Origin of the sequence: Collimonas pratensis, assembly GCF_001584185.1 — a bacterium.
GTDB lineage: Bacteria > Pseudomonadota > Gammaproteobacteria > Burkholderiales > Burkholderiaceae_D > Collimonas > Collimonas pratensis.
The window spans coordinates 3699048-3724705 of the sequence record NZ_CP013234.1 but is presented as its reverse complement, the minus strand read 5'-3'; the positions used below and the strand labels follow the sequence as shown (position 1 = coordinate 3724705).

Annotated in this window: 24 protein-coding genes; 13 read left to right on the top strand and 11 right to left on the bottom strand. The window is 60.0% G+C overall.

What is annotated here, in order from left to right; all coding sequences use genetic code 11:
• Positions 1-510, bottom strand: coding sequence for a DUF1697 domain-containing protein (locus CPter91_RS16685; RefSeq protein ID WP_061942152.1), 510 nt, complete (start codon positions 508-510; stop codon positions 1-3).
• Positions 511-1183: 673 nt separating this feature from the next.
• Between CPter91_RS16685 and CPter91_RS16680 the strand changes: the two genes are divergently transcribed.
• The 5 genes from CPter91_RS16680 (at position 1184) to CPter91_RS16660 (ending at position 5233) form a co-directional block, all read left to right on the top strand.
• A complete protein-coding gene (locus tag CPter91_RS16680) occupies positions 1184-1615 on the top strand; it encodes a hypothetical protein (protein WP_150119729.1) in 432 nt (143 codons plus the stop codon).
• A gap of 181 nt (positions 1616-1796) precedes the next feature.
• Complete coding sequence (locus CPter91_RS16675) at positions 1797-2516, top strand: MIP/aquaporin family protein (protein ID WP_061942149.1); 720 nt, start codon at positions 1797-1799, stop codon at positions 2514-2516.
• A 185-nt stretch (positions 2517-2701) separates the two neighbouring features.
• Positions 2702-3226: a hypothetical protein gene (locus CPter91_RS16670; RefSeq protein WP_417924822.1), complete on the top strand. Its 525-nt coding sequence runs from the start codon at positions 2702-2704 to the stop codon at positions 3224-3226.
• Between the two features lie 245 nt (positions 3227-3471).
• Entirely contained in the window at positions 3472-3798 is a 327-nt protein-coding gene (locus CPter91_RS16665) for a metalloregulator ArsR/SmtB family transcription factor (protein ID WP_061942146.1), read from the top strand.
• Between the two features lie 13 nt (positions 3799-3811).
• The gene (locus CPter91_RS16660) at positions 3812-5233 is read left to right on the top strand and encodes a DUF2867 domain-containing protein (RefSeq protein WP_061942144.1); all 1422 of its coding nucleotides are present in this window, start codon (positions 3812-3814) and stop codon (positions 5231-5233) included.
• Positions 5234-5257: 24 nt separating this feature from the next.
• Here the strand turns inward: CPter91_RS16660 and CPter91_RS16655 are convergent, their stop codons facing one another.
• Positions 5258-6676, bottom strand: a complete 1419-nt coding sequence (locus tag CPter91_RS16655) for an alpha/beta hydrolase family protein (RefSeq protein ID WP_082792930.1) — start codon at positions 6674-6676, stop codon at positions 5258-5260.
• A gap of 324 nt (positions 6677-7000) precedes the next feature.
• Here CPter91_RS16655 and queE point away from each other — a divergent pair, with 324 nt between their 5' ends.
• From queE to ldcA, 4 genes are read left to right on the top strand one after another with little or no spacing between them, the layout of a single operon-like run.
• Entirely contained in the window at positions 7001-7636 is a 636-nt protein-coding gene (gene queE / locus CPter91_RS16650; protein WP_061942141.1) for a 7-carboxy-7-deazaguanine synthase, read from the top strand.
• A gap of 26 nt (positions 7637-7662) precedes the next feature.
• Positions 7663-8112 carry a 6-carboxytetrahydropterin synthase QueD gene (gene queD / locus CPter91_RS16645; RefSeq protein ID WP_061942139.1) on the top strand — a complete coding sequence of 150 codons (450 nt, stop codon included), beginning with the start codon at positions 7663-7665 and terminating at the stop codon, positions 8110-8112.
• Positions 8113-8119: 7 nt separating this feature from the next.
• Positions 8120-8584: a tRNA adenosine(34) deaminase TadA gene (gene tadA / locus CPter91_RS16640; protein WP_061942138.1), complete on the top strand. Its 465-nt coding sequence runs from the start codon at positions 8120-8122 to the stop codon at positions 8582-8584.
• Positions 8581-9516 (top strand): muramoyltetrapeptide carboxypeptidase, encoded by a 936-nt coding sequence (ldcA, locus tag CPter91_RS16635; RefSeq protein ID WP_061942137.1) that lies wholly within the window; start codon positions 8581-8583, stop codon positions 9514-9516. Before tadA ends, ldcA begins: the two co-directional genes overlap by 4 nt.
• Before the next feature lie 20 nt (positions 9517-9536).
• On the opposite strand, the gene CPter91_RS16630 is transcribed toward ldcA, so the two are convergent.
• The gene (locus CPter91_RS16630; protein WP_061942136.1) at positions 9537-10403 is read right to left on the bottom strand and encodes a LysR family transcriptional regulator; all 867 of its coding nucleotides are present in this window, start codon (positions 10401-10403) and stop codon (positions 9537-9539) included.
• 130 nt (positions 10404-10533) lie between these two features.
• On the opposite strand from CPter91_RS16630, the gene bla reads away from it, so the two are divergent.
• Positions 10534-11439, top strand: coding sequence for a class A beta-lactamase (bla, locus tag CPter91_RS16625; protein WP_061942134.1), 906 nt, complete (start codon positions 10534-10536; stop codon positions 11437-11439).
• Between the two features lie 145 nt (positions 11440-11584).
• Positions 11585-13186 carry an ABC-F family ATPase gene (locus tag CPter91_RS16620; protein ID WP_061942132.1) on the top strand — a complete coding sequence of 534 codons (1602 nt, stop codon included), beginning with the start codon at positions 11585-11587 and terminating at the stop codon, positions 13184-13186.
• 188 nt (positions 13187-13374) lie between these two features.
• On the opposite strand, the gene CPter91_RS16615 is transcribed toward CPter91_RS16620, so the two are convergent.
• Positions 13375-13962, bottom strand: a complete 588-nt coding sequence (locus CPter91_RS16615) for a hypothetical protein (protein ID WP_061942130.1) — start codon at positions 13960-13962, stop codon at positions 13375-13377.
• Positions 13963-14247: 285 nt separating this feature from the next.
• On the opposite strand from CPter91_RS16615, the gene nadA reads away from it, so the two are divergent.
• Both nadA and nadC read left to right on the top strand, forming a co-directional pair.
• Complete coding sequence (gene nadA, locus CPter91_RS16610; protein ID WP_061942128.1) at positions 14248-15387, top strand: quinolinate synthase NadA; 1140 nt, start codon at positions 14248-14250, stop codon at positions 15385-15387.
• Positions 15384-16274, top strand: a complete 891-nt coding sequence (nadC, locus tag CPter91_RS16605) for a carboxylating nicotinate-nucleotide diphosphorylase (RefSeq protein WP_061942126.1) — start codon at positions 15384-15386, stop codon at positions 16272-16274. The genes nadA and nadC overlap by 4 nt, the downstream gene beginning before the upstream one ends.
• A gap of 58 nt (positions 16275-16332) precedes the next feature.
• Here nadC and CPter91_RS16600 read toward each other — a convergent pair whose 3' ends face one another.
• The 7 genes from CPter91_RS16600 to CPter91_RS16570 form a co-directional block, all read right to left on the bottom strand.
• Complete coding sequence (locus tag CPter91_RS16600) at positions 16333-16530, bottom strand: hypothetical protein (protein WP_061946341.1); 198 nt, start codon at positions 16528-16530, stop codon at positions 16333-16335.
• Between the two features lie 124 nt (positions 16531-16654).
• Complete coding sequence (locus CPter91_RS16595) at positions 16655-17989, bottom strand: M20/M25/M40 family metallo-hydrolase (protein WP_082792927.1); 1335 nt, start codon at positions 17987-17989, stop codon at positions 16655-16657.
• Between the two features lie 33 nt (positions 17990-18022).
• Positions 18023-19333, bottom strand: coding sequence for an MFS transporter (locus CPter91_RS16590; RefSeq protein WP_061942124.1), 1311 nt, complete (start codon positions 19331-19333; stop codon positions 18023-18025).
• A gap of 71 nt (positions 19334-19404) precedes the next feature.
• A complete protein-coding gene (locus CPter91_RS16585) occupies positions 19405-20637 on the bottom strand; it encodes an MFS transporter (protein WP_061942122.1) in 1233 nt (410 codons plus the stop codon).
• Between the two features lie 106 nt (positions 20638-20743).
• Positions 20744-22354 carry an L-aspartate oxidase gene (gene nadB, locus CPter91_RS16580; RefSeq protein ID WP_061942120.1) on the bottom strand — a complete coding sequence of 537 codons (1611 nt, stop codon included), beginning with the start codon at positions 22352-22354 and terminating at the stop codon, positions 20744-20746.
• Between the two features lie 137 nt (positions 22355-22491).
• Positions 22492-23700, bottom strand: a complete 1209-nt coding sequence (purT, locus tag CPter91_RS16575; RefSeq protein WP_061942118.1) for a formate-dependent phosphoribosylglycinamide formyltransferase — start codon at positions 23698-23700, stop codon at positions 22492-22494.
• 256 nt (positions 23701-23956) lie between these two features.
• On the bottom strand, positions 23957-25645 hold the full coding sequence (locus CPter91_RS16570) for an MFS transporter (RefSeq protein WP_061942116.1): 1689 nt from the start codon (positions 25643-25645) through the stop codon (positions 23957-23959).
• Positions 25646-25658: the final 13 nt, after the last annotated feature.

The following is a 25658-nucleotide window of genomic DNA, read 5'->3' as shown; positions in this document are numbered from 1 at the left end:
TTAGGAATTCGCCCATTCCGCCAGTTTTGCCACAGTATTCATATTGCGGGCAGTGCCATTTTTTGCGGCGGCAATCTTCAGTTTCGAATCGGCCATGCCATTACCGTAGTGCACATAGATTTCGCGCACACCCAGCGCGATCTCTTCGTCTTGCCGGCCGCGCGCATCCGCTACCGCATCTTGTGGTGGCGGGTGGTCGAGGAAGATCGCCACGGTCCGATTCGGCGCCGCAGACTTGAAAGGATTCGCGGCCAGCACCGCGGCCATTTCCTTGGCGCTACGCACCAGTACGCCGACCGGTTTGCCGGCGTAGGCATCCAGGCATTTTTCCAGTTTTTCTTTCACCGACGCTTCGGAAAGCTTGCTTTCAAAAACAACGTTGCCGCTGGCAATGTAAGTCCGTACCTTGGCAAAACCCAAGGACTCGCACATGGACTTCAGTTCCGACATCGGCAGCTTGCCGGTGCCGCCAACATTCACCGCGCGTAACAGGGCGACATAGTTATGCATGAAAACTTTCCTTCCATCCCAAGTTATCCATTTTTATGAATGAAACCGGCACGCTTGAATTGTCTTGTGTCAATGAGGCGATGCATATGATTCCTTCCTGCATCACGATCGCGGATGCAACGCGCACATGTAAGCGGAGTCTTGCTTGAATATGGCGCAAACATATCCTATTGTGGCTTGGCGATACAACGATAAAACATCGCAAATCTGCGAGAAAAACCGAGCAAGATGACGACCGGCGTCAACCAACCCGTTGGCGATCCAGCACTCCGCTCCTTACCCCGATACCTGAATGGCTCACATTCGAAGATCACCGGTGCGTATGTCGACCAGATCAGCAGTTCCGCACATCCACAAAGAAAAATTGTTTAACCGCGATGCCCGCGACATGAAAGCCGACCCGAACTGGCTTCAGGGTTGCCGTCCGCACGTTTCTTGCGTTACGGATTACTTTGTCCGCAACAGAATATATCAAATTTCTTTTGATCCCAGGCAAGCTTGTTCGGGATCATGTTCCAGAACGGTTCTGGCCGATTCATGTGGAGATGGCTACATTATTTTCGAGAATGTTTTTTGACAGAAAAGATATCTGACTTTCGCTTGGCGCCTAAGCAGGAGAATCTGCATCGCGGTGCACTTGAGCGTATCCCATTTAAAAGAAAGGATGTTCATCATGAAAAATCTTGTCCTGATGTCGATCTTGGGCGGTTGTGCGCTGGCGGCTGCGGCGCAAACGGCGCCTGATAACCAGACCGTGCAGATCACCGGTCCAACGCTGCGCATTGAAGCCCCTAGCCACTATCACCGCGTGCGGGCGGATGAAGCTTATGACTATTTACGCTCATACAGTCTTTCAAACGGCATGACGCTTGACCTGTTCTACCGCGGGCAGCAGCTTTATGCGGAAGTGCAGGGGCAGGGCCGGCATGCGATTGTCGCTACCTCGACGCATGATTTCGTCGCCATGGACCGGCAATTGAAAATGACCATCAATCTCCATGGCAGCGATGATGCGAGCGGTGAGCTGATCATGGTCGTCCCTCAGCATCAGCTGGCAAATGGTGCTGTTGCCGGCGAGCGGGTATTGATGTTTGCGTTCCGCTAGGCAAGCCGGCTTGCCATTCAGAGAGGGGAGGATAATGCAAATCCGGACATAGGAAGTATAGGCCTGCGGTGCTATCGGAAGCCTGGCTGGAATTTACAATGGCGCGCGTTGCTCCTTTCCCGGTTGCGGGGGAGGAGATCCTGCCACGATTCATCAGCATCGCTCAATCGCTATATTCACTATGACACTGTCGCGCCGTCTGGCAGCCGAGGCACTCGGCACCGCTTTCCTGCTTGCCGCCATCGTTGGTTCCGGCATCATGGCTGCACGCCTGTCAGGGGCGAATGAAGGCGTCGCCTTGCTGGTCAATACCCTGGTCACCGGCCTCGCATTGATGACTTTGATACTCACTTTCGCTCCGGTATCGGGCGCGCATTTCAATCCTGTCGTGACCTTGCTGGAAGTGTGGCAGGGAAAAATGCCATGGCATGACGTGCCGTCCTATATCGCTGCGCAACTGATTGGCGCGTGCGCCGGCGTAGCTGCGGTTGACGTGATGTTTGGATTGCCTGTTTTTTCTGCAGCGACGCAAGTCAAATCCGACTGGCCGCTATTGTGGAGCGAGTTTATCGCCACCTTTGGCTTGATCGGCGTGATAGTTGGCTGTTCGCGCCGGCGTCCGGCAGCAACGCCTTTTGCGGTTGCTGCCTATATCGTGGCGGCATGCTGGTTTACTTCTTCATCTTCTTTCGCTAATCCAGCGGCGACCCTGGCGCGCGCGATGAGCAATACGTTTACCGGCATCCGGCCCGCCGATGTGCTGGGGTTCGTGGCCGCCCAAATCATGGGCGCGAGCTGTGCTGCGGTGGTGTTTGACTGGATGTTCCCGCTGGCAGGCAAACTTGATCTCCAGGCGGAGAGCGCGGCTGTTGCTGACGCTGGCAATGAGATGGCTTCCTAAGCATGGCTGGTGCCGGAGCAGGGTGTTCGCAGATTGCTCGCGGATCCCGCGCCACCGATTTATCGGCGTTGATATCGAATCCTGGCACTACCGGCTCCATAGTTGCTTTAAAATGCTCCGCGTGATCACGCCGGAGCACGCATAGACCGTCTTGACACACATCCCTGACACGCTGCGCAAACTTTATGGATAGGAAGCTGATGATGATTTTAACGCAGCGCTACCGAGCGGTTCTCTTTTTGATGTTGTTAGCATCTACCGTCGCCGATGCGCAGGCCGGGCAAGGCGATCTGTTTGGCTGGGTGGAGAGTAAACCCATCAGCGAAGTGTGGCTGAACGGCGGTTTCTATTCCGAACACTTCGATCGCGACAAGGGACTGAACAACAGCAATTACGGCCTGGGCGCCGAATACCGCTTTTCTACCGTTGCCTCGGCTACTGCCGGCAGGTTCTATAACAGCGACAGGGAATATTCAAACTACGTTGGCGTCTACTACCAGCCGGTATATATCGGGCCGGTACGCCTTGGTGTGGTAGCAGGGGGCTTTAACGGCTACCCGAAAATGCGGCATGGCGACTGGTTCCTGGCGGCGATTCCGGTCGCCAGCATCGAATACAAGCGCATCGGCATGAACCTGGCGGTTATCCCCAGCTATAAGGACAGGCTGTATGGCGCGCTGTCCTTCCAGTTGAAAATCAAGGTTTTTTGATCGCTCTGCGTGATGCGACAGCCGGGTCCTGGGCGGAACCGGCCGCATCGTCACGCCGGCAGTTGGCGTGGATGCCTGGATTTCCAGGCTTTTCCTATGGGCATGGGTGAGTAGCGGGGCAGGGCGAGCGGCTTGCGTCCTTCTTGTTCCGGGAATGATTTCCGCTGATTGACAAATAATTTGATTTTTTACTTTTTTACGACTAATATAATTAACAAATAAGTTAATAGATTGGTTGGTGAAAAATGTCAGCATCTCTCGACAAGATCTTTGAAGCCCTGGCGTCAACGCCAAGACGCCAGATCCTGGCTTACCTTACCGAGGCCGAACTCAGCACGTCTGAGCTTGCCGAACGCTTTTCGATGAGCGCGCCGGCGATTTCACGTCACCTGTCGGTGCTGGAAGCCGCTGAGCTGGTGACGAGCGAGCGCAAGGGGCAGTTTGTCCTCTACAAGCTCAACGCCGACAGCCTGGCCAACAGTCTTACCAGCTATGCGCTGGAACTCTGCCCGGTAGGCCGCCCGCTCAAACGAGAATCGCGCGCTATTGCCAAAAGCCGCAAGGCTGGGTAATCGAGGATATTCAATGCTTAAGCTGACCCAGATTGTCGATACCTTTCCTTCCGTCCGGATTCCCTCCGAGTCCGGCGGCCTCGCCGTAGAGGTATGCCTGATCGCTCAGATGGGGCACGGCGCAGGCAGCCACTTGTTTGCAAGCGTGGCGTCCAGGCAGCGGCAGCATGGCGCTTTTGTGGATGAACTGGATGAGCCTTCTGTCAAATTGGGTGGGACCAACTTTCTCAAAGGCGACGCCACGTCTCTGTATTCGTTTGTTGTCGGAACCGGCGGACATCCATTTCATCGCCATGCCGGCCATCGGGTCTTTACTGCGGTGTCCGGCAGCGGCGGCGCGCAGCTGAGGTTTTCCAGCGTGTCGGCAGAGCAGATGGCTGAGGATCCGCGCAATTTTGTCAGGGCGCTGCGCTTTGTCAATATTCCGCCGGACTGCATGTTCACGGTGCGCTTTGGCGGTGAAACCTGGCATCAGTTTTCTCCTTTGTCCCGCAAATCCATACACCCGGCGTTCTTTGCCTTGTCTTGCCATACTAATGAACTGGGCGGCAATTTACCTGACGACTTAAAACAAAAAGTGCTGGCCAATGACGCTAGCATCCCGGCATTGACTGAGCTGTTGCCGCCTGCGATTGCGGCGCTGCTTGCGGCGAAAGAATTTGATGCATCGTCGATTCCTGCGACGACGCTCTCGCTGGATGCGCCGCCGGGGACCGTGCATCGCCTGGTCTGCAATACCGTCAGAAGCAGTGTGGGCTGGCTACGCGGAGCCTGGAGCTCGTGGAAGGGAGCATCCGGTTTCTTGTCATACGAAGGATCGGACCGCGCCGTCAGGGAGCTCAAGACCGCGCCTGCGGCTTCCTTGCTCAACAGGCAGCTTGCCGGCATGCCGGTACATCACGAAGATACATTTTCCCTGCGCGTTACCGGCGCCAGTTTCAAAGACGCCAGCGCCGCGCAATTGCTGGCTTCTGTCCTGGAGGGTTTTTTGCTTAACCGGCCCGGTGGCGTATCCAGTCTGATGGCGTTGCGCAATGTGTTGGTCAAGCCTTTGGGCTTGCGGACTTCTCCCTTGGGATGTCCGGTTTCATCGCTCCTGTCGGCGGATAGCAATACTTTTTTTGCGAATCGCTATCCTGTCCTCGACCAGTCTGTCGATGCCGCAGATACGCGGGCGCAAGTCATTCTTGGCGCCGACGACAAGCATTTGCTGTTCAGATCTTGCGTCGCCGTTGACATCGTTGACGAGCATCATGTCGACATAACGCTTGGCACCCGCGTCCACTGCAAGAACCTGTTCGGCAGGTTCTACATGAGCGCGATTGCCTATACCCATCGCCGCTACGTTGCACCTGCCATGTTAAGGCTGGCGGTGGAATTTTCCTTAGGCCAGGTAGAAGATTTTCAGATGAATGGCCTGCTGGCGCCGGCCTGAGGCAAGAGAGAGCGGCTGGTACGGCTAGTGGACAGTTGCAATCGACAAGGGAACACGCGCAAATCCTTTCGCCGTGAGCCATGCCGCCATCAGGCTGAAATATTCCGGCGCATCAGGCGCCTGAGCGCTGAACGCCTTAGGATCGATCTGGAATTCGAGCGGCGCGGACAGCATCATGTCGTGGTCGGCGCCGGCGATCACCGCGGTATCGATGTTGGGATGCTGCGCGGCGTTTTTGTGCAGGATATCGGCCGACAGCTTTGCCGGCACCCAGGGGTCTTTTGCGCCATAGATGACCAGGGCAGGCGCATGCACGGCATCGAGCGTCTTTAACGGATCGTGCCTGATTTCTTTGGCCCAGCGCGATTTACCGGGATCCTCAAAGGTCTTGTCTAGATAGGCGAGATCAAACCACGGCTTGTCGACGACGGCATCGAGCCGGGCTTGTGCAGTCGCGCGGCCGAGCCGGCCGCGCTCGTACTCGTCGACTGCTGTGCGGGCTGCAACGGCCATTTCTACGTCGGCTTCCGGATAGCCTTTGATCCGCAATATGTTCGCCACCGCGAAATTCATCTGCACGTCTGGCGTGGTCATCGGCGCCGAGATAGCAATTGCAAAGGCGGTTTCCGGGCTGCGAGCCGCCGCCAGCAGCGATAGCCATCCGCCCTGGCTAAGGCCCCAAAAGCCAATCCGCCTGGGATCGATCCGCGCATCGCGCGCGAGCATCCGCTGCGCCGCAATGCCGTCATCCGCCAGAACGTCGTAATCGCTGTCGGCAAGCATGCCGCCCGATTTTCCGCTGCCCCGCCGGTCATAGACAAAGACAGCGATGCCGAGCGCCGGCAGGGCTTGTATCAGATGACGATAGAGTGCCTGATCCCGGGTCGGCACCGAAGCGGCATGCAGCACGATCACGGCCGGCGCCTTGCCTGGCAACTGTGGCGCGTAAAGGGTTCCGCTGAGTGTGGTCTGGCCGTTATTGAATTGCAGTTCCGATGCGCTGACCGAGGCTGTGGCGGGCGCGCTCCACAAGGCGGCCGGACTGGGCGGTTTTTCCTGGGCCTGTGCCTCGATGGCAAATGTGAGCGCCGCAGTGAGAGCTAGTGCTATTCCGGACAGGATCACGGCGCGGGGAAGGATTTTTGCTGTGGAAATGTCTGCTTGGGTCACGCGGTTCGCTCCTTTGCTTGAGATCGCAATAAGATTCAGCGCAGTCTGGTTTTCCGGACGCCGCCGATGCAGATGGAGCGGCGACGCCGTGGGGGAGGCAAGCCTCCCATTCAATAGTTTCATTATGGCAAATGTTGATCGCCATTGGCCGCCAGCCTGGCAAATTGCCGGGATTTTGTTGGTTTTGCTGGAATTTTCCGCCATCCCGATGCGGGCAGCGGTAGCTGTCTGTATAATCCTGCACTTCGTTTTGCGCAGCAACGGCGCTGGCATCCGCGCTCCGGGTTTGCACTTATACTGGATCGACACGGAGAATCTGCATGGTCATATCCGGCTGGCGCTATCCATCTCTACCTATATCCTGCATTGGCGTCTGTGGCGTGGGTTTGCGGGCGGCAAGCGGAATTCCGGCGTGGCGCCGCCAAACGGGCTAGCCGCGAAGCACTTGCCTTTTCGACAACCATGCTGGATATGCTCCCGTTTTCCCTGCCGGACAACTGAATCCCGGGCGCGGCGCCGCAGGTAGCTTATGATGAATCATGCATTGCAAGTCCGAGGGCGGCTGTCCCCGGCAAACAGAAAGTACGGGTTGACACAGTGACTTACAGCATCAAGGAAATCTTCTACACACTGCAAGGCGAAGGCACGCATGCCGGCCGCCCTGCGGTGTTTTGCCGTTTCAGCGGCTGCAACCTGTGGAGCGGGCGCGAAGAAGACCGCAGCACGGCGGTCTGCCAGTTCTGCGATACCGATTTTGTCGGCACCGACGGCGAGGGCGGCGGCAAGTTCAAGACCAGCGCGGCGCTGGCCGATACCATCAATGCGCTTTGGCCGAGCACCTATACCGGCAGCAAGTTCGTGGTGTTCACCGGCGGCGAGCCCTTGCTGCAGCTGGACGCGGCGCTGGTCGACAGCATGCATGCGGCCGGCTTTGAAATCGCCATTGAAACCAACGGCACGCTGGAACCGCCGGCCGGCATCGACTGGATTTGCGTCAGCCCGAAGATGGGTTCGGTGCTCAAGCTGCGCAAGGGCAATGAGCTGAAGGTCGTGATTCCGCAGCTCGGCCAGTCGCTGGCGACATATGAATCGCTTGATTTCGATCATTTCTATGTACAAGCCATGGATGGCCCGCAACAGGCGCAGAATATCCAGTTGGCCATCGAGACTTGCAAGCGCAACCCGAAATGGAAACTGAGTCTGCAGACGCACAAGCTGTTGCAGATTCCCTGAACCGATTTTATAAAGAACCGATTACCATGCTGACCATCACCCGCAAACTCGAATTCGACGCCGGCCACCGGATTCCCGACCACAAGAGTCAGTGCCGCAACCTGCACGGCCACCGCTATACCTTGGAAATTACCCTGGTCGGCGCCGTCATCGAAGTTGAAGGCAGCTCGGACAATGGCATGATCATGGACTTCTCTGACATCAAGACCCTGGCCAAGCAGCACCTGGTGGATGTCTGGGACCACGCTTTCCTGGTCTACGAAAAAGATGCCGCGGTACGCGATTTCCTGGCCACGCTGCCGAATCACAAGACGGTCGTGATCGACCGCATCCCGACGGTCGAGAACCTGGCGCGTACCGCCTTCGATATCCTGAAAGCCGCCTACAAGGACCATTTCGGCACCGGCCTGCACTTGCAAAAACTGGTGTTGCACGAAACCCCGAATTGCTGGGCCGAGATTTCCGAAGATCGCTGACCTGCCTATGCGCGACGCTATCTACATGCAGCAAGCGATTTCCCAGGCACGCAATGCCTGGGCCCTGGGCGAAGTGCCGGTCGGCGCACTGATAGTGAAAGACGGCCAGATCATCGCCACCGGCTTCAACCAGCCGATCGGCAACCACGATCCGACCGCGCACGCGGAAATCATGGCGCTGCGCGCCGCCGCCACCATCCTCGGCAACTATCGCTTGCCCGGTTGCGAAATGTACGTGACGCTGGAGCCTTGCGCGATGTGCGCCGGCGCCATGCTGCATGCACGGCTGGCGCGCGTGGTGTACGGCGCCAGCGATCCCAAGACCGGCGCCTGCGGCTCGGTGCTGAACCTGTTCGAGCAGGAAAAGCTGAATCATCACACCGAGCTGACGGCTGGCGTGATGGCTGAGGAATGTGGCACACTACTCAAGGAATTTTTCGCCGAACGGCGCCTTGCCCAACAAAAAACATGACCGAAAATACTCAAGTGCAGCCGCCAGCAGCCATTGGCGTGGCAGTGATCGCTCCCGGCGGCTACGCCAACGACGAAGCGGCTTTGGCGCGCGGCATCCAGGCCTTGCAGCAGCAAGGCTGCGTGGTCTACGACTATTACGATCCGGCGGCAAAATTCCAGCGCTTCGGCGGCACCGATGCCGCCCGGGTGGAACAGATTTATGAGGCCATCGATAATCCGCATGTGCAAATCGTGCTGGTATTGCGCGGCAGCTACGGCATGTCGCGCCTGCTGCCGTTGCTGGATTTTCGCCGCCTGGCGGCCAGCAAGAAGATCTTTGTCGGCCACAGCGATGTCACCGCCTTGCACCTGGCCTTGTTTGCGCAGACCGGCGCGGTCAGCCTGGCGGGGCCGATGCTGTGCGCGGATTTCGGCGTCGCCGAACTGAGCGAGTTTACGATGTCGCACTTTTGGCAAGCGCTGCGCCAGCCGGAGCAGGCGATACAGGTCGCCGCTGCCGGCAACCCGACGCTGCATGTCAGCGGCACGCTTTGGGGCGGCAACCTGGCGATGCTGACGCATCTGGTCGGCAGCTCCTATCTGCCGCAGATCGAAGACGGTATCTTGTTTCTGGAAGATATCGGCGAGCACCCTTACCGTATCGAACGGATGATGTTGCAGCTGCAATACGCAGGCATCCTGGGGCGGCAGCAAGCGATCGTGCTGGGCGCTTTTTCCGACTACCGGCTGGCCGAGCACGACAACGGCTACGACTTCGACGCCATGCTGGCCTATCTGCGCGCCAACGTTTCGGTGCCTATCCTTACCGGTCTGCCGTTCGGCCATATCCGCGACAAGGTGACCTTGCCGGTGGGTGCACAGGCCAAACTGGATGCCGATGCCGACGGCTTCCGGCTGGCTTTCCAGAACCCGCTCACGCTATCTGCCTGAAGCGCGGCAGGCCGGGAGCGTTACTGGGCGGCTGCATGGTGCAGCCACTCCTGGAATACCTGCATGGCCGGTGTCGCCTGCTTTGACTTGAGGCGCGTCAGCCAGTAGCTGCCGCTGCTGATCTCTACCTCAAACGGCCGTATCAGCCGCCCCTGCTGCAGTTCCCGCGCGAACATGCGGGCCGGCAGCAGCGCCACGCCGGCGCCTTGCGCTGCGGCTTCCGCCATCGTCAGCGAAGAATCGAATACCGTGCCGCGCAATACCGGGCAGGCGTGGCCGGCGGCGGCGAACCAGATCGCCCATTCGTCGCTGCGGTAGGAGCTCAGCAGCATCTGGCTGCCGAGGTCGGCCGGATCGCGCAGGTAGGGCGCCAGGGCAGGCGAACACATCGGCGTCAGCGGCGCCGCCAGCAAGGCTTCGGCATCGGTGCCGTGCCAGGCGCCGTCGCCGAAACGGATCGCATAGTCGAGGCCTTCGCCGGCGATATCGACCCGGTTATTGTTGGTGAACAGCCGAAAATCGACGAAGGGATGAGCTTGCTGGAAATCACGCAGGCGCGGAATCAGCCAGCCCACCGCGAAGGTGCCTACCGCGCCTACCGTCAGTACTTCGCGCGAGCGGCCGCGGCTATCCTGGAACTGTTCCAGCACCGAGCCGATGCGGCCGAAGGATTCCGCCAGCACCGGCAGCAGCGCAATGCCCTCGGCGGTCAGCGCCAGGCCGCGCGGCAGCCGCCTGAACAGCTGGACTCCCATGCGTTCTTCCAGGTTTTTCACCTGCTGGCTGATGGCGGCCTGGGTAACGTTCAGCTCCGAGGCGGCGCGGGTAAAGCTGAGAAAGCGCGCCGAAACTTCAAAAGCGCGCAGCGCGTTCAGTGGCAGGTGCATGGTTCTTCCTTTAAGGCTTAAGGCGATCAGGCCTAGTATTTCTTATGACTTCATTAGGATATTGTAGCTTGAGAGATCGCCGGCGAGTGGTTATCGTGAACGCCTTGCTTATCGACTTGAGAGGAAAAACATGAATCGACGTCAATTCGCCGGCAATCTCGGCATGGCATTCGGCACACTGGCTATTGGCGCCTGGACACAGAAATCCTGGGGCATTACTAATACACCTTCGGCGCATCCCGTGGTTGAGCAATTGCGCCAGATCGAAGCCAAAAGCGGCGGCCGGCTGGGTGTCGCCATCTTCGACAGCCATTCCGGGCAGACCTACGCCTATCGTGGCGGCGAGCGTTTTCCCATGTGCAGCACCTTCAAGCTGCTGGCCTCCGCCTTCGTGCTGAAACGCGTCGACCAGGGCAAGGAACAGCTGACGCGGCGCATCCGCTACCAGAAGGCCGACCTGGTGCCTTATTCGCCAGTGACGGAACACCACACGGGCGCTGGCGGCATGACGGTGGCTGAGCTGTGCGAAGCGGCCATCACGCAAAGCGACAATACCGCCGCCAACCTGCTGCTGCACAGTTTCGGCGGCCCGGCGCAGCTGACGGCCTACATGCGTGCGTCAGGCGACAAGATGACCCGCCTGGACCGCATTGAGCCGCACTTGAACGAGGCCGCTCCCGGCGACCCGCGCGATACCACCACTCCCAGCGCCATGGTGTCCAGCTTGCGCGAGATATTACTCGGTGGAAATCTGTCGGGCACGTCGCGCCAACAACTCACCGACTGGCTGCTGGTCAACAAGACCGGCGACAAGCGCCTGCGCGCCTTGCTGCCGTCCGGCTGGCGCGTTGCCGACAAGACCGGCACCGGTGACCAGGGCACTGCCAACGATATCGGCATGCTGCTGTCGCCGGATGGCGCGCCGCTGCTGGTCGCCAGCTATTTGACCGGCACGCCGGGGCCGGCTGCCGCGCGCGATGCGGTACATGCGCAGGTCGGCCGGCTGGCGGCGTCTTTGGTCACGCAGCAGTCCTAGTACCTGCCGCCGGGCAGGGATGAATGATGGGAAATGTGGCGGTAAGTCGTTGTTTTATATGGACTCATGCAGTGCACAAATGTGGATACTGTATAATGCCGCCACCTAACCCCATGATTCAATTAAGAAAAGAACCAAAGCCAAAATGCTGTCCACCGCAAATATCACGATGCAGTTCGGCCCCAAGCCGCTGTTTGAAAACATTTCCGTCAAATTCGGCGACGGCAACCGCTACGGCCTGATCGGCGCCAACGGTTGCGGCAAGTCCACTTTCATGAAGATTCTGGGCGGCGACCTGGAGTCCTCGGCCGGCAACGTGATGCTGGACCAGAACGAGCGCCTGGGTAAATTGCGCCAGGATCAATTCGCGTTTGAAGAGATGCGCGTGCTGGACGTGGTCATGATGGGCCACACCGAAATGTGGGCGGCAATGGCTGAGCGCGATGCGATCTATGCCAATCCGGAAGCCACCGACGACGACTACATGAAGGCGGCCGACCTGGAAGCCAAGTTCGCCGAGTACGACGGCTACACCGCGGAAGCGCGCGCCGGCGAACTGCTGCTGGGCGTAGGCGTGGCGATCGAGCAGCACCAGGGCCTGATGAGCAGCGTTGCTCCCGGCTGGAAGCTGCGCGTGCTGCTGGCGCAGGCGCTGTTTTCCAATCCGGACATCCTGCTGCTGGACGAGCCGACCAACAACCTCGACATCAACACCATCCGCTGGCTGGAAGATGTGCTGAACCAGCGCAACTCCACCATGATCATCATTTCCCATGACCGCCACTTCCTGAACCAGGTGTGTACCCATATGGCGGACATGGATTACGGCACCTTGAAGGTCTATCCAGGCAATTACGACGACTACATGCTGGCGTCCTCGCAAGCGCGCGCGCAGCAACTGTCGGTGAATGCCAAGGCCAAGGACAAGGTCGCGGAACTGCAGGATTTCGTGCGCCGCTTCTCGGCCAACAAATCGAAAGCGCGCCAGGCTACCTCGCGCGCCAAGCAGATCGAAAAAATCAAGGTCGAGGATGTCAAGCCATCCAGCCGCGCCAATCCTTTCGTGCGTTTCGACGGCGAGAAAAAGCTGCACCGCCTGGCGGTGGAAGTGCAAGGCATCAGCAAGGCCTATGACCGTCCACTGTTCAAGCATTTCAGCATCATGGTGGAAGCCGGCGAGAAAATCGCCATCATCGGCGCCAACGGCGCGGGTAAAACCACGCTGTTGCGCAGCATCGGCGGCCACGATATCGCTGGCCTGGATGCCGACAGCGGCATGGTCAAGTGGGCGGAAAACGCTAACGTCGGCTACATGCCGCAAGATCCGACTGAAGATTTTGCTACCGACAAGACGCTGACCGACTGGATGGGCCAATGGACCCAAGAAGGCGACGATGACCAGGCAGTGCGTTCCAGCCTCGGCCGCCTGCTGTTCAGCGGCGACGACGTCAAGAAATCGGTGAAGGTGCTGTCGGGTGGTGAGAAGGGCCGCATGATGTACGGCAAGCTGATGCTGGGCCGTCACAATGTGCTGCTGCTGGATGAGCCGACCAACCACATGGATATGGAGTCGATCGAATCGCTGAACATCGCGCTGGAAAAATATGCCGGCACGCTGATCTTCGTTTCGCATGACCGCGAGTTCGTTTCTTCGCTGGCGACACGGGTATTGGAAGTCAAGGAAAATGAAGTGGTCGACTTCCAGGGCTCCTACGAGGATTACCTGAGCAGCCAGGGCATCGAATAATTCTTGCACGGATCAAGCGCGGCAAGCGCTGCCTCCGGATACAAAAAAAGCGTGGCTGAGTTTTTCTGCCACGCTTTTTTATGCTCGCCATGCTCAGACTGGTAGGGTGGGCAGTTATGCCCACGCGGAACGTTGACCAATCGAGGAGTGCATTCAGCGTGAGCAGGAAAACCTGCCCACCCTACGATTCAGGTTTGCGGCCGTTCGCCCAGGTACAGCAACTGATCCAGCCGGCCGCGCAGGCTGCGCGCGATTTCCTCGCCCTTGGCCTTGAGCACCGCTTCCAGGTAAGCCTGGCGCAGCTCGCGGAAGTCCTGCACGCTGCTGGCGCGCTCGACCCGCAGCTGCAGGCCGTAGCCGCGCAGGCCGATCATGCTCTTGATGGTGTCGTTATAGAAATGGTAGATCGCTTCGAACTGGGTCTGGCCGGGAGGGAGTATTTGCTCTGGCGTGGCTGAAGCAGCAGCGGCGATGCTCTTTGCTGTCGCAGGTGCGGGCGATGCCGCGGCTGCGCTAGTGCCGGCAGTCGTTGCTGCGGCAGCGGCTGCTACAGGAGCGGTGCTGCCAGCGTCGCTGCTGGCCTGGATCAGGCCGGCCTGCAGCAGCTCGTCCAGATGTTCCTGGCTCAGTCCGAGGCCCGCTACTTTTCTCAACAGTTCATCGCTGCCGGTCTTGCCGTCGACCAGCAACAGCAGCGTGCGCAAGCGCGGCGCCACAGCCTGGCCACGGGTGGCTATTTCGGTACGGCCACGCTCAGTCTTGTCGAAAATAGTCATGTTGTCCCTGTATTCTTTTAGTGCGTCCGAAAAATGCGCGAAGCCTCACAAGCATTTTTCTGTGACAATCTTTTATGGCAATTGTGAAATAATAGTACGGCAGTTCCCTCAAAGTTGCAATAAGGTAATGTTGAGGCAGTCTTCCAGAGATAACGGTAGAATTCCGCTCCCGCTTTCCAATCTAATAAATTGCCGCGGAATATCTTGCCGTGGCTTCTGTCGTATCATGGCGTTTTACTGCAGTTCATGTCGATTTCCTCAATCTCATCCGCAGCCATCATTACTATGCAACCCCAAGCCATCAAAACCGTTGAATTCGAGCGGCCGCAAATGGAGCTAGGCAGCAGCTGTACCGCACATGCCTGGGCCCGCGTCCCCGAAACCCCCACGCCAGAACAGAAAACCGCCCTCAAGGAACGCATCAAGCGCTTGCTGAAAGAGCAGCAGGCGGTGCTGGTCGCCCATTATTACGTCGATGCCGATTTGCAGGACCTGGCAGAAGAAACGGGCGGCTGCGTTTCCGACTCGCTGGAAATGGCCCGTTTCGGCCGCGACCATCCGGCCAAGACGCTGGTGGTGGCCGGCGTCAAGTTCATGGGCGAAACCTCGAAAATCCTGAGCCCGCACAAACGCGTGCTGATGCCGGACCTGGATGCCACCTGTTCGCTCGACCTCGGTTGCCCGGCAGACGAGTTTGCCGCGTTCTGCGATGAACATCCAGACCGCACCGTGGTGGTGTACGCCAACACCAGCGCCGCCGTCAAGGCGCGCGCCGACTGGATGGTGACGTCGTCGATCGGGCTCGACATCGTCGCCCACCTGCATGCGCAAGGCAAAAAAATCTTGTGGGCGCCGGACAAGCATCTAGGCGGCTACATCCAGAAACAGACTGGCGCCGACATGCTGCTGTGGCAGGGCTCCTGCCTGGTGCATGACGAGTTCAAGAGCGTCGAGCTGGAACTGCTGCGCCAGCAGCATCCGCGCGCCAAGATCCTGGTGCATCCGGAATCGCCGGCAGCCGTGGTGGCGCAAGCCGATGTGGTCGGCTCCACCACCCAGCTGATCGCTGCCGCCCAGACGCTGGATGCCGATGAATTCATCGTCGCCACCGACAATGGCATCCTGCACAAGATGAAAATGGCGGCGCCGGGCAAACGTTTCATCGACGCCCCGACCGCCGGCAACAGCGCCACCTGCAAGAGCTGTGCGCATTGCCCGTGGATGGCGATGAACGGTTTGCAGAACCTGGCCGACGTGCTGGAATCCGGCAGCAATGAAATCCATGTCGATGCCGAGATCGGCCGCAAGGCGGTGATCTGTATCGACCGCATGCTGGATTTCGCCGCGCAACGCAAAGCCAACGTGCGCCCGTCCAGCGATCTGGCGCAAGAGCAAAAACTGTTTTCAGGAATCGGACCCGCATGAGTACTTCTTCCCATAAACCGGCCAGCAATCTGGTGAATCGTTTTGCGCCGTTCGATGCGGCGCTGCAAGCAGCTTTCGAAAACAATATCAGCGCCGCCCTGGAGGAAGACATCGGTAGCGGCGACCTCACCGGCAAGCTGGTGCCTGAGCAGCAGCTGGTGCGGGCGCGCGTGATCGTGCGCGAAGCAGCCGTGCTGTGCGGCGCGCCATGGTTCGAAGCGGTCATGCAGCGGCTCGATGCGCGCATCCGCATCGACTGGCGTTATGCCGAGGGCGACCTGATGCGCGCCGACAGCGAAGTCTGCCTGATCGATGCGCCGGCCCGCGCCTTGCTGACGGCCGAGCGCTGCGCCTTGAATTTCCTGCAGCTGTTGTCCGGCGTGGCCAGCGCCACCCGGGTTTACGTCAACGCCGTGGCCGACACCCGTGCGCATATCCTGGATACGCGCAAGACCATGCCTGGCCTGCGGCTGGCGCAGAAATACGCGGTACGCGTCGGCGGCGGTCACAACCAGCGGCTGGCGTTGTACGACGGCATCCTGATCAAGGAAAACCATATCGCCGCGGCCGGTGGCATTCCTGCCGCGATGAAGGCGGCGCTGAGCCTGGATGCCGATGTCACAATCCAGGTCGAAGTGGAGAATCTTGTGCAGCTGGATGAAGCCTTGAGCTCCGGCGCCACTTCGGTCTTGCTCGATAACTTCAGCCTGGACGCCATGCGCGATGCGGTCAGGCTGACCGATGGCAGGGCACTGCTGGAAGCCTCCGGCGGCATCAATATGGATAGCGTACGGGCGATTGCGGAGACCGGGGTCGATCGGATTTCGATAGGCAGCCTGACCAAGGACATTCGGGCAACCGATTATTCGCTGCGGATCATCGAGTAGCGGGTTTGCAGGGGGCCATGCAGGCGCATGGCCCATCCATCCTGGCAAGCTTGGTAACCTAGTGAATGAGTTTGGCGGCGGTGAAGGCCAGGGTGGTGAGGGAGATGGCGGTTCCGATAAACCACCTGAGTAGCGTCGACTCTAGTCTGGACACGTCTTCCTTGGTGGCCATATGGTCCAGGCGCGTTTCTATCCGTGCCATGCGGTCGCGCGCTTCTTCGGCAAATTCTTCAAGTTTGATGATTCTGGTTTCCATAAAAGGATGGTAGCGCCAGTTTGTCGTGTCATCAAGCATCTGAGCAGAGAACCTTGCCAAGTTAAGTCTTTGGCTTATATTGAGCGGGCGGACAGTTTCCTGTTCGCCCGCCAGCGCGCCTGATCTATTCGACCTTACCTTGCGCAAAATCCATGATCAGCCGCGTCGATAAATACAAGCGCGGAACAATACTGTTCAACAAGACATACTCAGCATCGTTCGAGTGGGCGCCGTAGCCGGTCAGTCCCATCCCTTCGATCACCGCCGCTTTCGATTTCAAGCCGGCGAAGGCCGCATCGGTGCCGCCGCCGCTGGCGACCTCCACCACTGTCATCGGCAGATCGAGTTCTTCGTATATCTTCTTGCCATAGGCCGAGACAGCACGCGAGGCGGCGTTGGTTTCCAGCGGCGGCCGTCGCATTTCAAATGTCAAATGAACCTTGGCGTCCGGGATCAACTGTTTCTTGACGCCTTCCTGCAGCTGCGCCTGCAACTGCTCGAAGTCACTCATCTTCAAGGCGCGGGCATCGGCCTGCGCACTGGCGCTAGCCGGGATCACATTGCGATTGGTGCCGGCCTGGGCCACGGTCCAGTTCAGTTTCAGGCCACGTTCCGGTTGCGATAGCGACCGCAGCTGCAGCAGCTGATGCGACAATTCGTACAAGGCGTTGATGCCTTTTTCAGGCGCGGCGCCGGCGTGCGACGATTTACCTTCGACCGTCAGGTAGGCTGCGGCAATGCCGCTGGTCGCCAGCCGCAGCTGGCCCTGGGGGCCGCCGCCTTCATACGAAAAGACTGCATCCTGTTCGGCGCCCAGCTTGGTATGCAGGCTGCGACCGCCGGGCGAGCTGATTTCTTCGTCGCCGTTGATCAGTACCGTCAAGGTAGCGTAATCCTTGAAGCCGATTTTCTGCAGGATCGCGATAGTGTGCAGGATGGTGGCGATGCCTTGCTTGTCGTCGGCGATGCCTAGGCCGTAGGCCTTGTCGCCGTCAACGCGGTACTGTTGGTCCTTCAGCATGCCGCGCAGGTAGACCGTGTCCATGTGTGCGATCAGCATGATCTTGCGCTTGCCTGTGCCCTTGAATTCGGCGTGGACTATCTGTCCGATTTTTGCCGGAGTGTCGCCCATGCGATAGATTTCAGGCGCGTCCAGCAGTTCCGCTTTGCCGCCCAGCTGCGTCAGGCGATCGCGGATCAGGCCGGCGATCTTGGCCAGGCCTTCGAGGTCGCCGCTACCAGATTCGATGTTCACCAGGTCGCGCATGGTGTCCATCATTGCCGGTTTTTGTTGTTGCGCCAGCTCGTACACCGGCGCCAGCGGGGCCGCCTGCGCCAGGCCGGCGTTCCATGCCAGCGCCGAAAAGACCAGCGCGCCCAGCAGATTTTTTTTCAGGGAAGAAGGTACTCGTTTCACGTTTTGTCTCCGATTTGTTATGCGTTGTTGGATTGGCTGCATGCCGGCTGCAAGAAACAGCCGGCGCTTTCTGTCTCACACATCCTGTAGATTGTCATGGCGCGTCTCGCGCATGCACAGCACCGCGGCCAGGCTGAGCGCCGCCGCCACCGAGACATAGGCGCCGACGTAGGCGAGGCCGCCGCGCTGCGCCAGCAGCTGCGCGATATAAGGCGCAACCGAGGCGCCGAGGATGCCGCCGATGTTGTACGACACGCCGGCGCCGGTATAACGTACGCCGGTGGGGAACAGCTCCGGCAGCAAGGCGCCCATGGGGGCAAAGGTGACGCCCATCAGGAACAGGAAGATGATGAGGAACAGAGCGATCGCCACCGTATTGCCGCTGCCGAACAGCGGTTGCATGGTAAAGCCCGCGGCAATCGCCGCGACGGTGCCGGCGATCAGCACCGGGCGCCGGCCGAAACGGTCGCTGGCCAGCGCCGACAAAGGCGTCGCCAGGGCCATGAAGACCACCGCCAGGCATAGCAGCGCGAGGAATTCCTGGCGCGGGATATGCAGGGTGCCGACGCCGTAGGACAGCGAGAATACCGTCGCAATATAAAACAAGGTGTAGCAGACAATCATTGCCACCGAGCCCAGCAGCACCGGACGCCAGTGGTGCTGGAACAGGGTGACGGCCGGCACTTTGACGCGTTCGCGTTTTTCCAGCGCGGCGGCAAACACCGGTGTTTCGGCAATCTTCATCCGTACATACAAGCCCAGCACGACCAGCACTGCGCTGAAAATGAAAGGGATGCGCCAGCCCCAGCTTTTGAACTGTTCATCCGACAAGCTCAAGGCCAGGGCGAGGAACAGGCCATTCGCCATCAGGAAACCGACCGAGGGACCGAGTTGCGGGAACATGCCATACCTGCCACGTTTCCCCTGCGGTGCATATTCGGTCGCCAGCAGCGCCGCGCCGCCCCATTCGCCGCCCAGGCCGATGCCCTGGGCGAAGCGCAACACGCACAGCAGGACCGGCGCCAGCGCGCCAATCGAGGCGTAGCCTGGCAAGAAACCAATCAGCGTGGTGGCGACGCCCATCACCAGCAGCGACAGCACCAGCGTCGATTTGCGGCCGATGCGATCGCCGAAGTGGCCAAACAGAAAGGCGCCGACCGGGCGCGCGATGAAGGCTATGCCGAAGGTGACAAAAGCCGACAGCGCTTGCGCCGTCGGCGAGTCGTGCGGGAAAAATACCGGGCCGATGACTAGCGCGGCGGCGGTTGCGTATACATAGAAATCGTAGAATTCGATGGCGGTGCCGATGAAGCTGGCGAAGATCACCCGCCTCGCGCTATTTGCCGGCGGGGTGGCGGCTGTGATTTGCTGCGATGCTGCACTCATCGTTTCTCCTCATTTTTTTAGTTTGAGGTTCAAGCATAGCCGAGATGCAGCAGAAGCGACACTGTTGCAGATTAGACTAGCGGCGCCGGCAACCGCTCCAGCACGCGCACTTCGGAAGCGTAGATGATCCAGGCCTGCACCACGAAACCGGCCAGCGCCAGCAGCAGGCAGGCGGCTTCGCCCCAGCGGGCGCCGACCAGGCCGCCCAGCGCGGCGCCGATCGGCCGCGCGCCGGTGTTGACGGTCAGAAAAATCGCCGAGACCCGTCCCAGCATGGCGCCAGGCGTGACGGTCTGGCGCAGCGTGGTGGAAGTGATCACCCAGATGATCGGGCCGACACCGAACAGGAAGAAGGACAGGGCCGCCAGCAAGCCGCTAGGCACGGCCAGCGTCGCCACCATGGTAAGCGCCGCCAGCACCGAGACCGCGGGGCCGAGCTGGATCGCACGGCCGAACGGCAGCCTTGCCACTATGCGCGAGGTCAGCAGCGCGCCCAGCATCATGCCGACGCCGTAGGCGCCCAATGTCATGCCTACCTCGCCGGCGCTGAGGCCGAGCTTGCGCACCGCGTACGGCACATAAGCCGCCTGCAGCACGAACCAGGAAATGTTCCAGGCCACCGCGGTCAGCAGGATCGGCCGCAGCAGCTTGTCGCGCCACACCATGTGGGCGCCGTCGCGCAGTTCCAGCAATGGATGGCGCGGCGCCGCTGCTGCGCGCTGCGGTTCGCGCAACTGCAACAACAAGACTATGGCCGAGCCGGACAGCATGGCTGCCAGCACGAAGGCGGTCGAGGCGCCGGCCCAGGAGGTCAGCGCGCCGCCCAGGGCAGGGCCGGCGGCAAAGGCGGCGCTGCGCGCCAGCTCCAGGCGGCCGTTGGCTTTCGCCAGGTGCTCGCGATCCACCAGCGCCGGCACGATGGCCGGCGCGGCGACGCTGAAGCCGACGGTGCCGACAGCGCCGATGAAACCCAGTACCGCCAGCAGCGGTATCGACAGATGGTTGGTCAGAAGCGCCGCCAGCACGCCCAGCAAGGCCAGCATGCGCAGCGCCTCGGCAGTCACCATCAGGCGCTTGCGCGAAGTGCGGTCGGCCAGCAGGCCGAAGGGAATCGACAGCAGCAGGAAAGGCAGGGACTGCACCGCGGCCAGCGTGCCGATTTCGCCGGGACCGGCGCCCAGCAGCAGCACCGCCATGATGGGGGTGGCTGCCAGGCTTAGCTGCTCGGCCGATTGTGCTGCCAGGTTGGACCAGGTAAGGGCGACCAGGGAGCGGGGAAGGGCGTGCGGAAATTTTGAAGTCATGAGGTTCTTACGGTTTGATTCGACAACGGAGTGTAGTGCCGGCGACGCCGGCAAACACTCCGTTTCTTGGCGCGCAATTCGCATGCGCGCCGCTTGCAGCGATGTTTTAGTGGCGTTGCGGCGTCAGTACGGTGGGCAAAGCCTTGGCCAGCGTTTCCGGATAATCCTGGCTGTAGTGCAAGCCGCGGCTTTCATGACGCGAGAGTGCGCTTTCGACGATCAGCGACGCCACCTGCACCAGGTTGCGCAATTCCAGCAGATCGCGGCTGATGCGGAAGTGGGCGTAGTACTCGTCGATCTCTTCCTTGAGCAGGCGGATGCGGTGCTGGGCCCGTTCCAGGCGTTTGTTGGTGCGCACGATGCCGACGTAATTCCACATGAAGCGGCGCAGCTCGTCCCAGTTGTGCGAAATCACGACTTCCTCGTCGGCGTCGGTGACGCGGCTTTCATCCCAGGCCGGCAGCGCGATGGCCGGCGGCTTTTCCTGCTGCTCGATGAACTTGGCGGTGGCGCGGCCGATCACCACGCATTCCAGCAGCGAATTGCTGGCCAGGCGGTTGGCGCCGTGCAGGCCGGTATAAGCAGTCTCGCCGACCGCATATAAGCCAGGCAGGTCGGTGCGGCCACTCAAATCGGTGACGATGCCGCCGCAGGTAAAGTGCACCGCCGGCACCACCGGGATCGCCTGTTTGGTGATGTCGATGCCGAGTTCGAGACAACGGGCGTAGATGGTGGGGAAATGCTCTTTCAGGAATTCCGGCGACTTGTGAGTGATGTCGAGATCAACGTGATCGAGGCCGCGCTTTTTCATTTCAAAGTCGATCGCCCGCGCCACCACGTCGCGCGGCGCCAGCTCGGCCCGTTCATCGTGCGCCGGCATGAAGCGCAGGCCGGCATCGTCGCCTTCGGTATCCGGCAGCTTCAGCACGCCACCTTCACCGCGGATCGCTTCGGTGATCAGGAAAGATTTGGCGTAAGGATGGTACAGGCAGGTCGGATGGAACTGGATGAATTCCATGTTGGCGACCCGGCAGCCGGCGCGCCAGGCCATGGCGATGCCGTCGCCGGTGGCGCTGTCGGGATTGGTGGTGTACAGGTAGACCTTGCCGGCGCCGCCGGTGGCCAGTACCGTGTGGCTGGCGGCCAGCGTCAGCACCTTGCCGGTCTTGACGTTCTTGGCGTACAGGCCGAGGCAGCGCGGGGCATTCTTGCCGGCCGCGCCGGCCGCCACTTTCTTGGAAGTGATCAGGTCGATCGCGTAATGATCTTCCAGCAAGGTGATGTTGGGATGCGCCCGCACTTTCTGTTCCAGCGTCACCTGCACCGCATGGCCTGTAGCATCGGCGGCATGGATGATGCGGCGCTGGCTGTGGCCGCCTTCGCGGGTCAGGTGGAAACCCATCTCGGCGCTGGCGTCCGGCGTAAACGGCACGCCTTGTTCGATCAGCCATTCGATGGCAGCCTTGCCGTTTTCGACGATGAAGCGGGTTGCGCTTTCATCGCACAGGCCGGCGCCGGCCACCAGCGTGTCGTTGATATGTTCTTCGTGGCTGTCGCCGGAATCGAGCACGGCGGCAATACCGCCCTGGGCCCAGTTGCTGGCGCCGTCCAGCAGCGCGCGTTTGGAGATGACTGCGACCTTGCTGGTCTCGGCGAGATGCAAGGCGACTGACAGGCCGGCTAGGCCGCTGCCGATAATGGCGACATCGAATTTCATGGCGAATTGTTGGTTATTGTTTTCATCGGGTATCGCCCCGCATTGGCACGCGGGGCGATGTCTCTATCTACTGCCTATCCTTTGCTGCGCTGCTGCTTGATATTGCTTGGTGTTGCATGATGCTGGGTAGTGCTGGTTTATTCGGCGATCACCGGTTTGACCTTGGCTGCCGCCTGCTTGGCGCGGATGCGGGCGGTCTCGACGTCGTCGGCGCTGGCGAGGGCAACGCCCATGCGCCGGCGCGCAAAAGACTCTGGCTTGCCGAACAGGCGGATGTCCGCGCCCGGTACGCGCAGCGCATCGGCCACGCCTTCGAAGGCAATGCCCTTGGCGTCGTGCTGGCCATAGATGACTGCCGATGCCGCCGGCGTGCGCAGGGCGACATTCACCGGCAGGCCGAGGATCGCCTTGGCGTGCAGTTCGAATTCGCTCTGCTGCTGGCTGGCCATGGTGACCATGCCGGTGTCGTGCGGACGCGGGCTGACTTCGGAGAACCAGACCATTTCGTTCTTGACGAACAGTTCAACCCCGAACAAGCCGAGGCCGCCGAGGTTGTCGGTGACCTTCTTGGCGATATCGCGCGCCTTGAGCAAGGCTTCCGGATGCATCGGATGCGGTTGCCAGGATTCGACATAATCGCCTTGCACCTGCAGATGGCCGATCGGCTCGCAGAAATGGGTGACGACACTGCCGTCCTGCTGCAGTGCGCGCACCGTCAGCAGCGTGATTTCATAATCGAAATCGATGAAGCCTTCGACGATCACGCGGCCGGAATCGACCCGGCCGCCGGCGGCGGCATAGGCCCAGGCGGCTTCCACTTCGGCGCTGTCGATTTTCGACTGGCCTTTGCCGGACGATGACATCACCGGCTTGATCACACACGGAAAGCCGATGGCTGCGCAGGCTGCCTTCAGTTCATCGAGATTGTTGGCGAAGCGGTAGGGCGAAGTCGCCAGCGCCAGCGTCTCGCCGGCCAGGCGACGGATGCCTTCGCGGTTCATGGTAAGCCAGGCGGCGCGCGCGGTAGGAATCACCGTGACCTTGCCTGCGGCTTCCAGAGCGACCAGAGTCTCGGTCGCGATGGCTTCGATTTCCGGCACGATCAGATCCGGCTGTTCCAGCGCGATCAGTGCTTCCAGCGCGGCGCCGTCGGCCATGTTGATGACGTGCGAACGGTGTGCGACCTGGTGGCCGGGCGCATTCGGGTAACGGTCGACGGCAATCACTTCAACGCCCAGGCGCTGCAGCGAGATGATGACTTCCTTGCCGAGTTCGCCGGAGCCCAGCAGCATGACTTTGGTGGCGGAAGGGGAAAGCGGGGTACCGAGTCTGATTGGTGTCTTCATATTGGAAAAGAGGGCGCTGCCGGAAGCAGCGCGATAGTCATGGATAAGGTGTGGTGGCAGAGATGCAGCGTATGAGGGAGGTTCTATTCTAAAAGCGGCTGGCTATAGGTTTATTTCATCATTATCGGCTGCCAACGCCCGACAATACCAAATATCGGCGCGCATGGACAGTTGGCAAAATGAAAAAAGCCGCCAGAATCATCTGGCGGCTTTTTTTACGCTGCTCAGGCATAACCGTAAGGATATGCCATATCGATCAAGCGCGCTCGGTCTGGTAGATATCGTTGTCCTTGGTTTCCTTGACAAACAACATGCCGATGATAAAGGTGGCGACCGCAATCACGATCGGGTACCACAGGCCGTAGTAGATGTCACCCTTGAAGGCCACCAAGGCAAATGCCGTGGTAGGCAGCAGGCCGCCGAACCAGCCGTTGCCGATGTGGTAAGGCATGGACATCGAGGTGTAGCGGATGCGGGTAGGGAACATTTCTACCAGCATGGCCGCAATCGGACCGTACACCATGGTGACGTAGATCACCAGGATGAACAGCAGCAACAGCACCATCGGTTTGTTCATCTGTTCAGGATCGGCCTTGGTAGGATAGCCGGCAGCCTTGATGTCGCCCGACAGTTCGGCCGAGAATGCCTTGTCCTTGGCGGCGGCATCTTCTTTCGACAGGCCATTGGCATCGTATGAAGTCAGCACCTTGTCGCCGATCTTGATGGTAGCCACCGAGCCTGGCGCGCCGACGACATTCTCGTAATTGACCGATGCCGCAGACAATTTAGCTTTGGCGATGTCGCAGGAAGAGGTGAATTTCTTGGTGCCGGTCGGATTGAACTGGAACTGGCAGGCGGCTGGATCGGCGGTAACAATCACCGGTGCATTTTTCAACGCCGCTTCCAGCGCTGGATTGGCATAGTGGGTCAGGCCGGAGAAGATCGGGAAGTAGGTCAGTGCGGCAATCAGGCAGCCGGCCATGATGATAGGCTTGCGGCCGATCTTGTCGGAGAGGGTGCCGAAGATCACGAAGAATGGCGTTGCCAACAGCAGCGCCAGGGCGATCAGGATATTGGCGGTCGACATGTCGACCTTGAGCGACTGGGTCAGGAAGAACAAGGCATAAAACTGCCCTGTGTACCAGACCACAGCCTGGCCGGCGGTCAGGCCGATCAGCGCCAGGATGACGATCTTCAAGTTTTTCCACTGGCCGAACGCTTCCGTCAGCGGAGCCTTGGAAGTCTTGCCTTCCGCTTTCATGCGGGCAAACGCTGGCGACTCATTCATGGACAGGCGGATCCAGACCGAAACAGCCAGCAGGATGATGGAAACCAGGAAAGGAATGCGCCAGCCCCAGGCTGAAAAAGCTTCTTCGCCAACTGCGCTGCGTACACCCAGGATCACCAGCAGCGACAGGAACAGGCCCAGCGTTGCAGTGGTTTGAATCCAGGAAGTGAATGCGCCGCGCTTGTCATCCGGCGCGTGCTCGGCGACATAGGTTGCCGCGCCACCGTATTCGCCGCCCAGAGCCAGGCCTTGCAAGATGCGCAGGGTGATCAGGATGATCGGTGCGGCGATGCCGATAGTGGCGTAGTTAGGCAGGATGCCGACGATGAAGGTCGAAGCACCCATGATCAGGATCGTCACCAGGAAGGTGAATTTGCGGCCGATCATGTCGCCCAGGCGTCCGAATACTAAGGCGCCGAACGGACGCACGATAAAGCCCGCAGCAAATGCCAGCAACGCAAAAATAAAGCCGGTATTCGGATCAGTACCAGAGAAGAACTGTTTGGCGATAATTGCTGCAAGCGAACCGTACAGATAGAAATCGTACCATTCGAACACGGTACCGAGGGACGACGCGAAAATGACCTTGCGCTCCTCTGCCGTGATGCCGCGGTTGGCAGGTTTAACCCCGCCTGCGGCAGGTTGTAGTGTAGCCATGCTGGTCTCCTAG

Bases quoted from the DNA above. Each gene is read 5' to 3' on its own strand.
- CPter91_RS16685 (WP_061942152.1), bottom strand. From the start codon at position 510: ATGCATAACTATGTCGCCCTGTTACGCGCGGTGAATGTTGGCGGCACC.
- CPter91_RS16680 (WP_150119729.1), top strand. From the start codon at position 1,184: ATGAAAAATCTTGTCCTGATGTCGATCTTGGGCGGTTGTGCGCTGGCG.
- CPter91_RS16675 (WP_061942149.1), top strand. From the start codon at position 1,797: ATGACACTGTCGCGCCGTCTGGCAGCCGAGGCACTCGGCACCGCTTTC.
- CPter91_RS16670 (WP_417924822.1), top strand. From the start codon at position 2,702: ATGGATAGGAAGCTGATGATGATTTTAACGCAGCGCTACCGAGCGGTT.
- CPter91_RS16665 (WP_061942146.1), top strand. From the start codon at position 3,472: ATGTCAGCATCTCTCGACAAGATCTTTGAAGCCCTGGCGTCAACGCCA.
- CPter91_RS16660 (WP_061942144.1), top strand. From the start codon at position 3,812: ATGCTTAAGCTGACCCAGATTGTCGATACCTTTCCTTCCGTCCGGATT.
- CPter91_RS16655 (WP_082792930.1), bottom strand. From the start codon at position 6,676: ATGCCAGCGCCGTTGCTGCGCAAAACGAAGTGCAGGATTATACAGACA.
- queD (WP_061942139.1), top strand. From the start codon at position 7,663: ATGCTGACCATCACCCGCAAACTCGAATTCGACGCCGGCCACCGGATT.
- tadA (WP_061942138.1), top strand. From the start codon at position 8,120: ATGCGCGACGCTATCTACATGCAGCAAGCGATTTCCCAGGCACGCAAT.
- ldcA (WP_061942137.1), top strand. From the start codon at position 8,581: ATGACCGAAAATACTCAAGTGCAGCCGCCAGCAGCCATTGGCGTGGCA.
- CPter91_RS16630 (WP_061942136.1), bottom strand. From the start codon at position 10,403: ATGCACCTGCCACTGAACGCGCTGCGCGCTTTTGAAGTTTCGGCGCGC.
- bla (WP_061942134.1), top strand. From the start codon at position 10,534: ATGAATCGACGTCAATTCGCCGGCAATCTCGGCATGGCATTCGGCACA.
- CPter91_RS16620 (WP_061942132.1), top strand. From the start codon at position 11,585: ATGCTGTCCACCGCAAATATCACGATGCAGTTCGGCCCCAAGCCGCTG.
- CPter91_RS16615 (WP_061942130.1), bottom strand. From the start codon at position 13,962: ATGACTATTTTCGACAAGACTGAGCGTGGCCGTACCGAAATAGCCACC.
- nadA (WP_061942128.1), top strand. From the start codon at position 14,248: ATGCAACCCCAAGCCATCAAAACCGTTGAATTCGAGCGGCCGCAAATG.
- nadC (WP_061942126.1), top strand. From the start codon at position 15,384: ATGAGTACTTCTTCCCATAAACCGGCCAGCAATCTGGTGAATCGTTTT.
- CPter91_RS16600 (WP_061946341.1), bottom strand. From the start codon at position 16,530: ATGGAAACCAGAATCATCAAACTTGAAGAATTTGCCGAAGAAGCGCGC.
- CPter91_RS16595 (WP_082792927.1), bottom strand. From the start codon at position 17,989: ATGCAGCCAATCCAACAACGCATAACAAATCGGAGACAAAACGTGAAA.
- CPter91_RS16590 (WP_061942124.1), bottom strand. From the start codon at position 19,333: ATGAGTGCAGCATCGCAGCAAATCACAGCCGCCACCCCGCCGGCAAAT.
- CPter91_RS16585 (WP_061942122.1), bottom strand. From the start codon at position 20,637: ATGACTTCAAAATTTCCGCACGCCCTTCCCCGCTCCCTGGTCGCCCTT.
- nadB (WP_061942120.1), bottom strand. From the start codon at position 22,354: ATGAAATTCGATGTCGCCATTATCGGCAGCGGCCTAGCCGGCCTGTCA.
- purT (WP_061942118.1), bottom strand. From the start codon at position 23,700: ATGAAGACACCAATCAGACTCGGTACCCCGCTTTCCCCTTCCGCCACC.
- CPter91_RS16570 (WP_061942116.1), bottom strand. From the start codon at position 25,645: ATGGCTACACTACAACCTGCCGCAGGCGGGGTTAAACCTGCCAACCGC.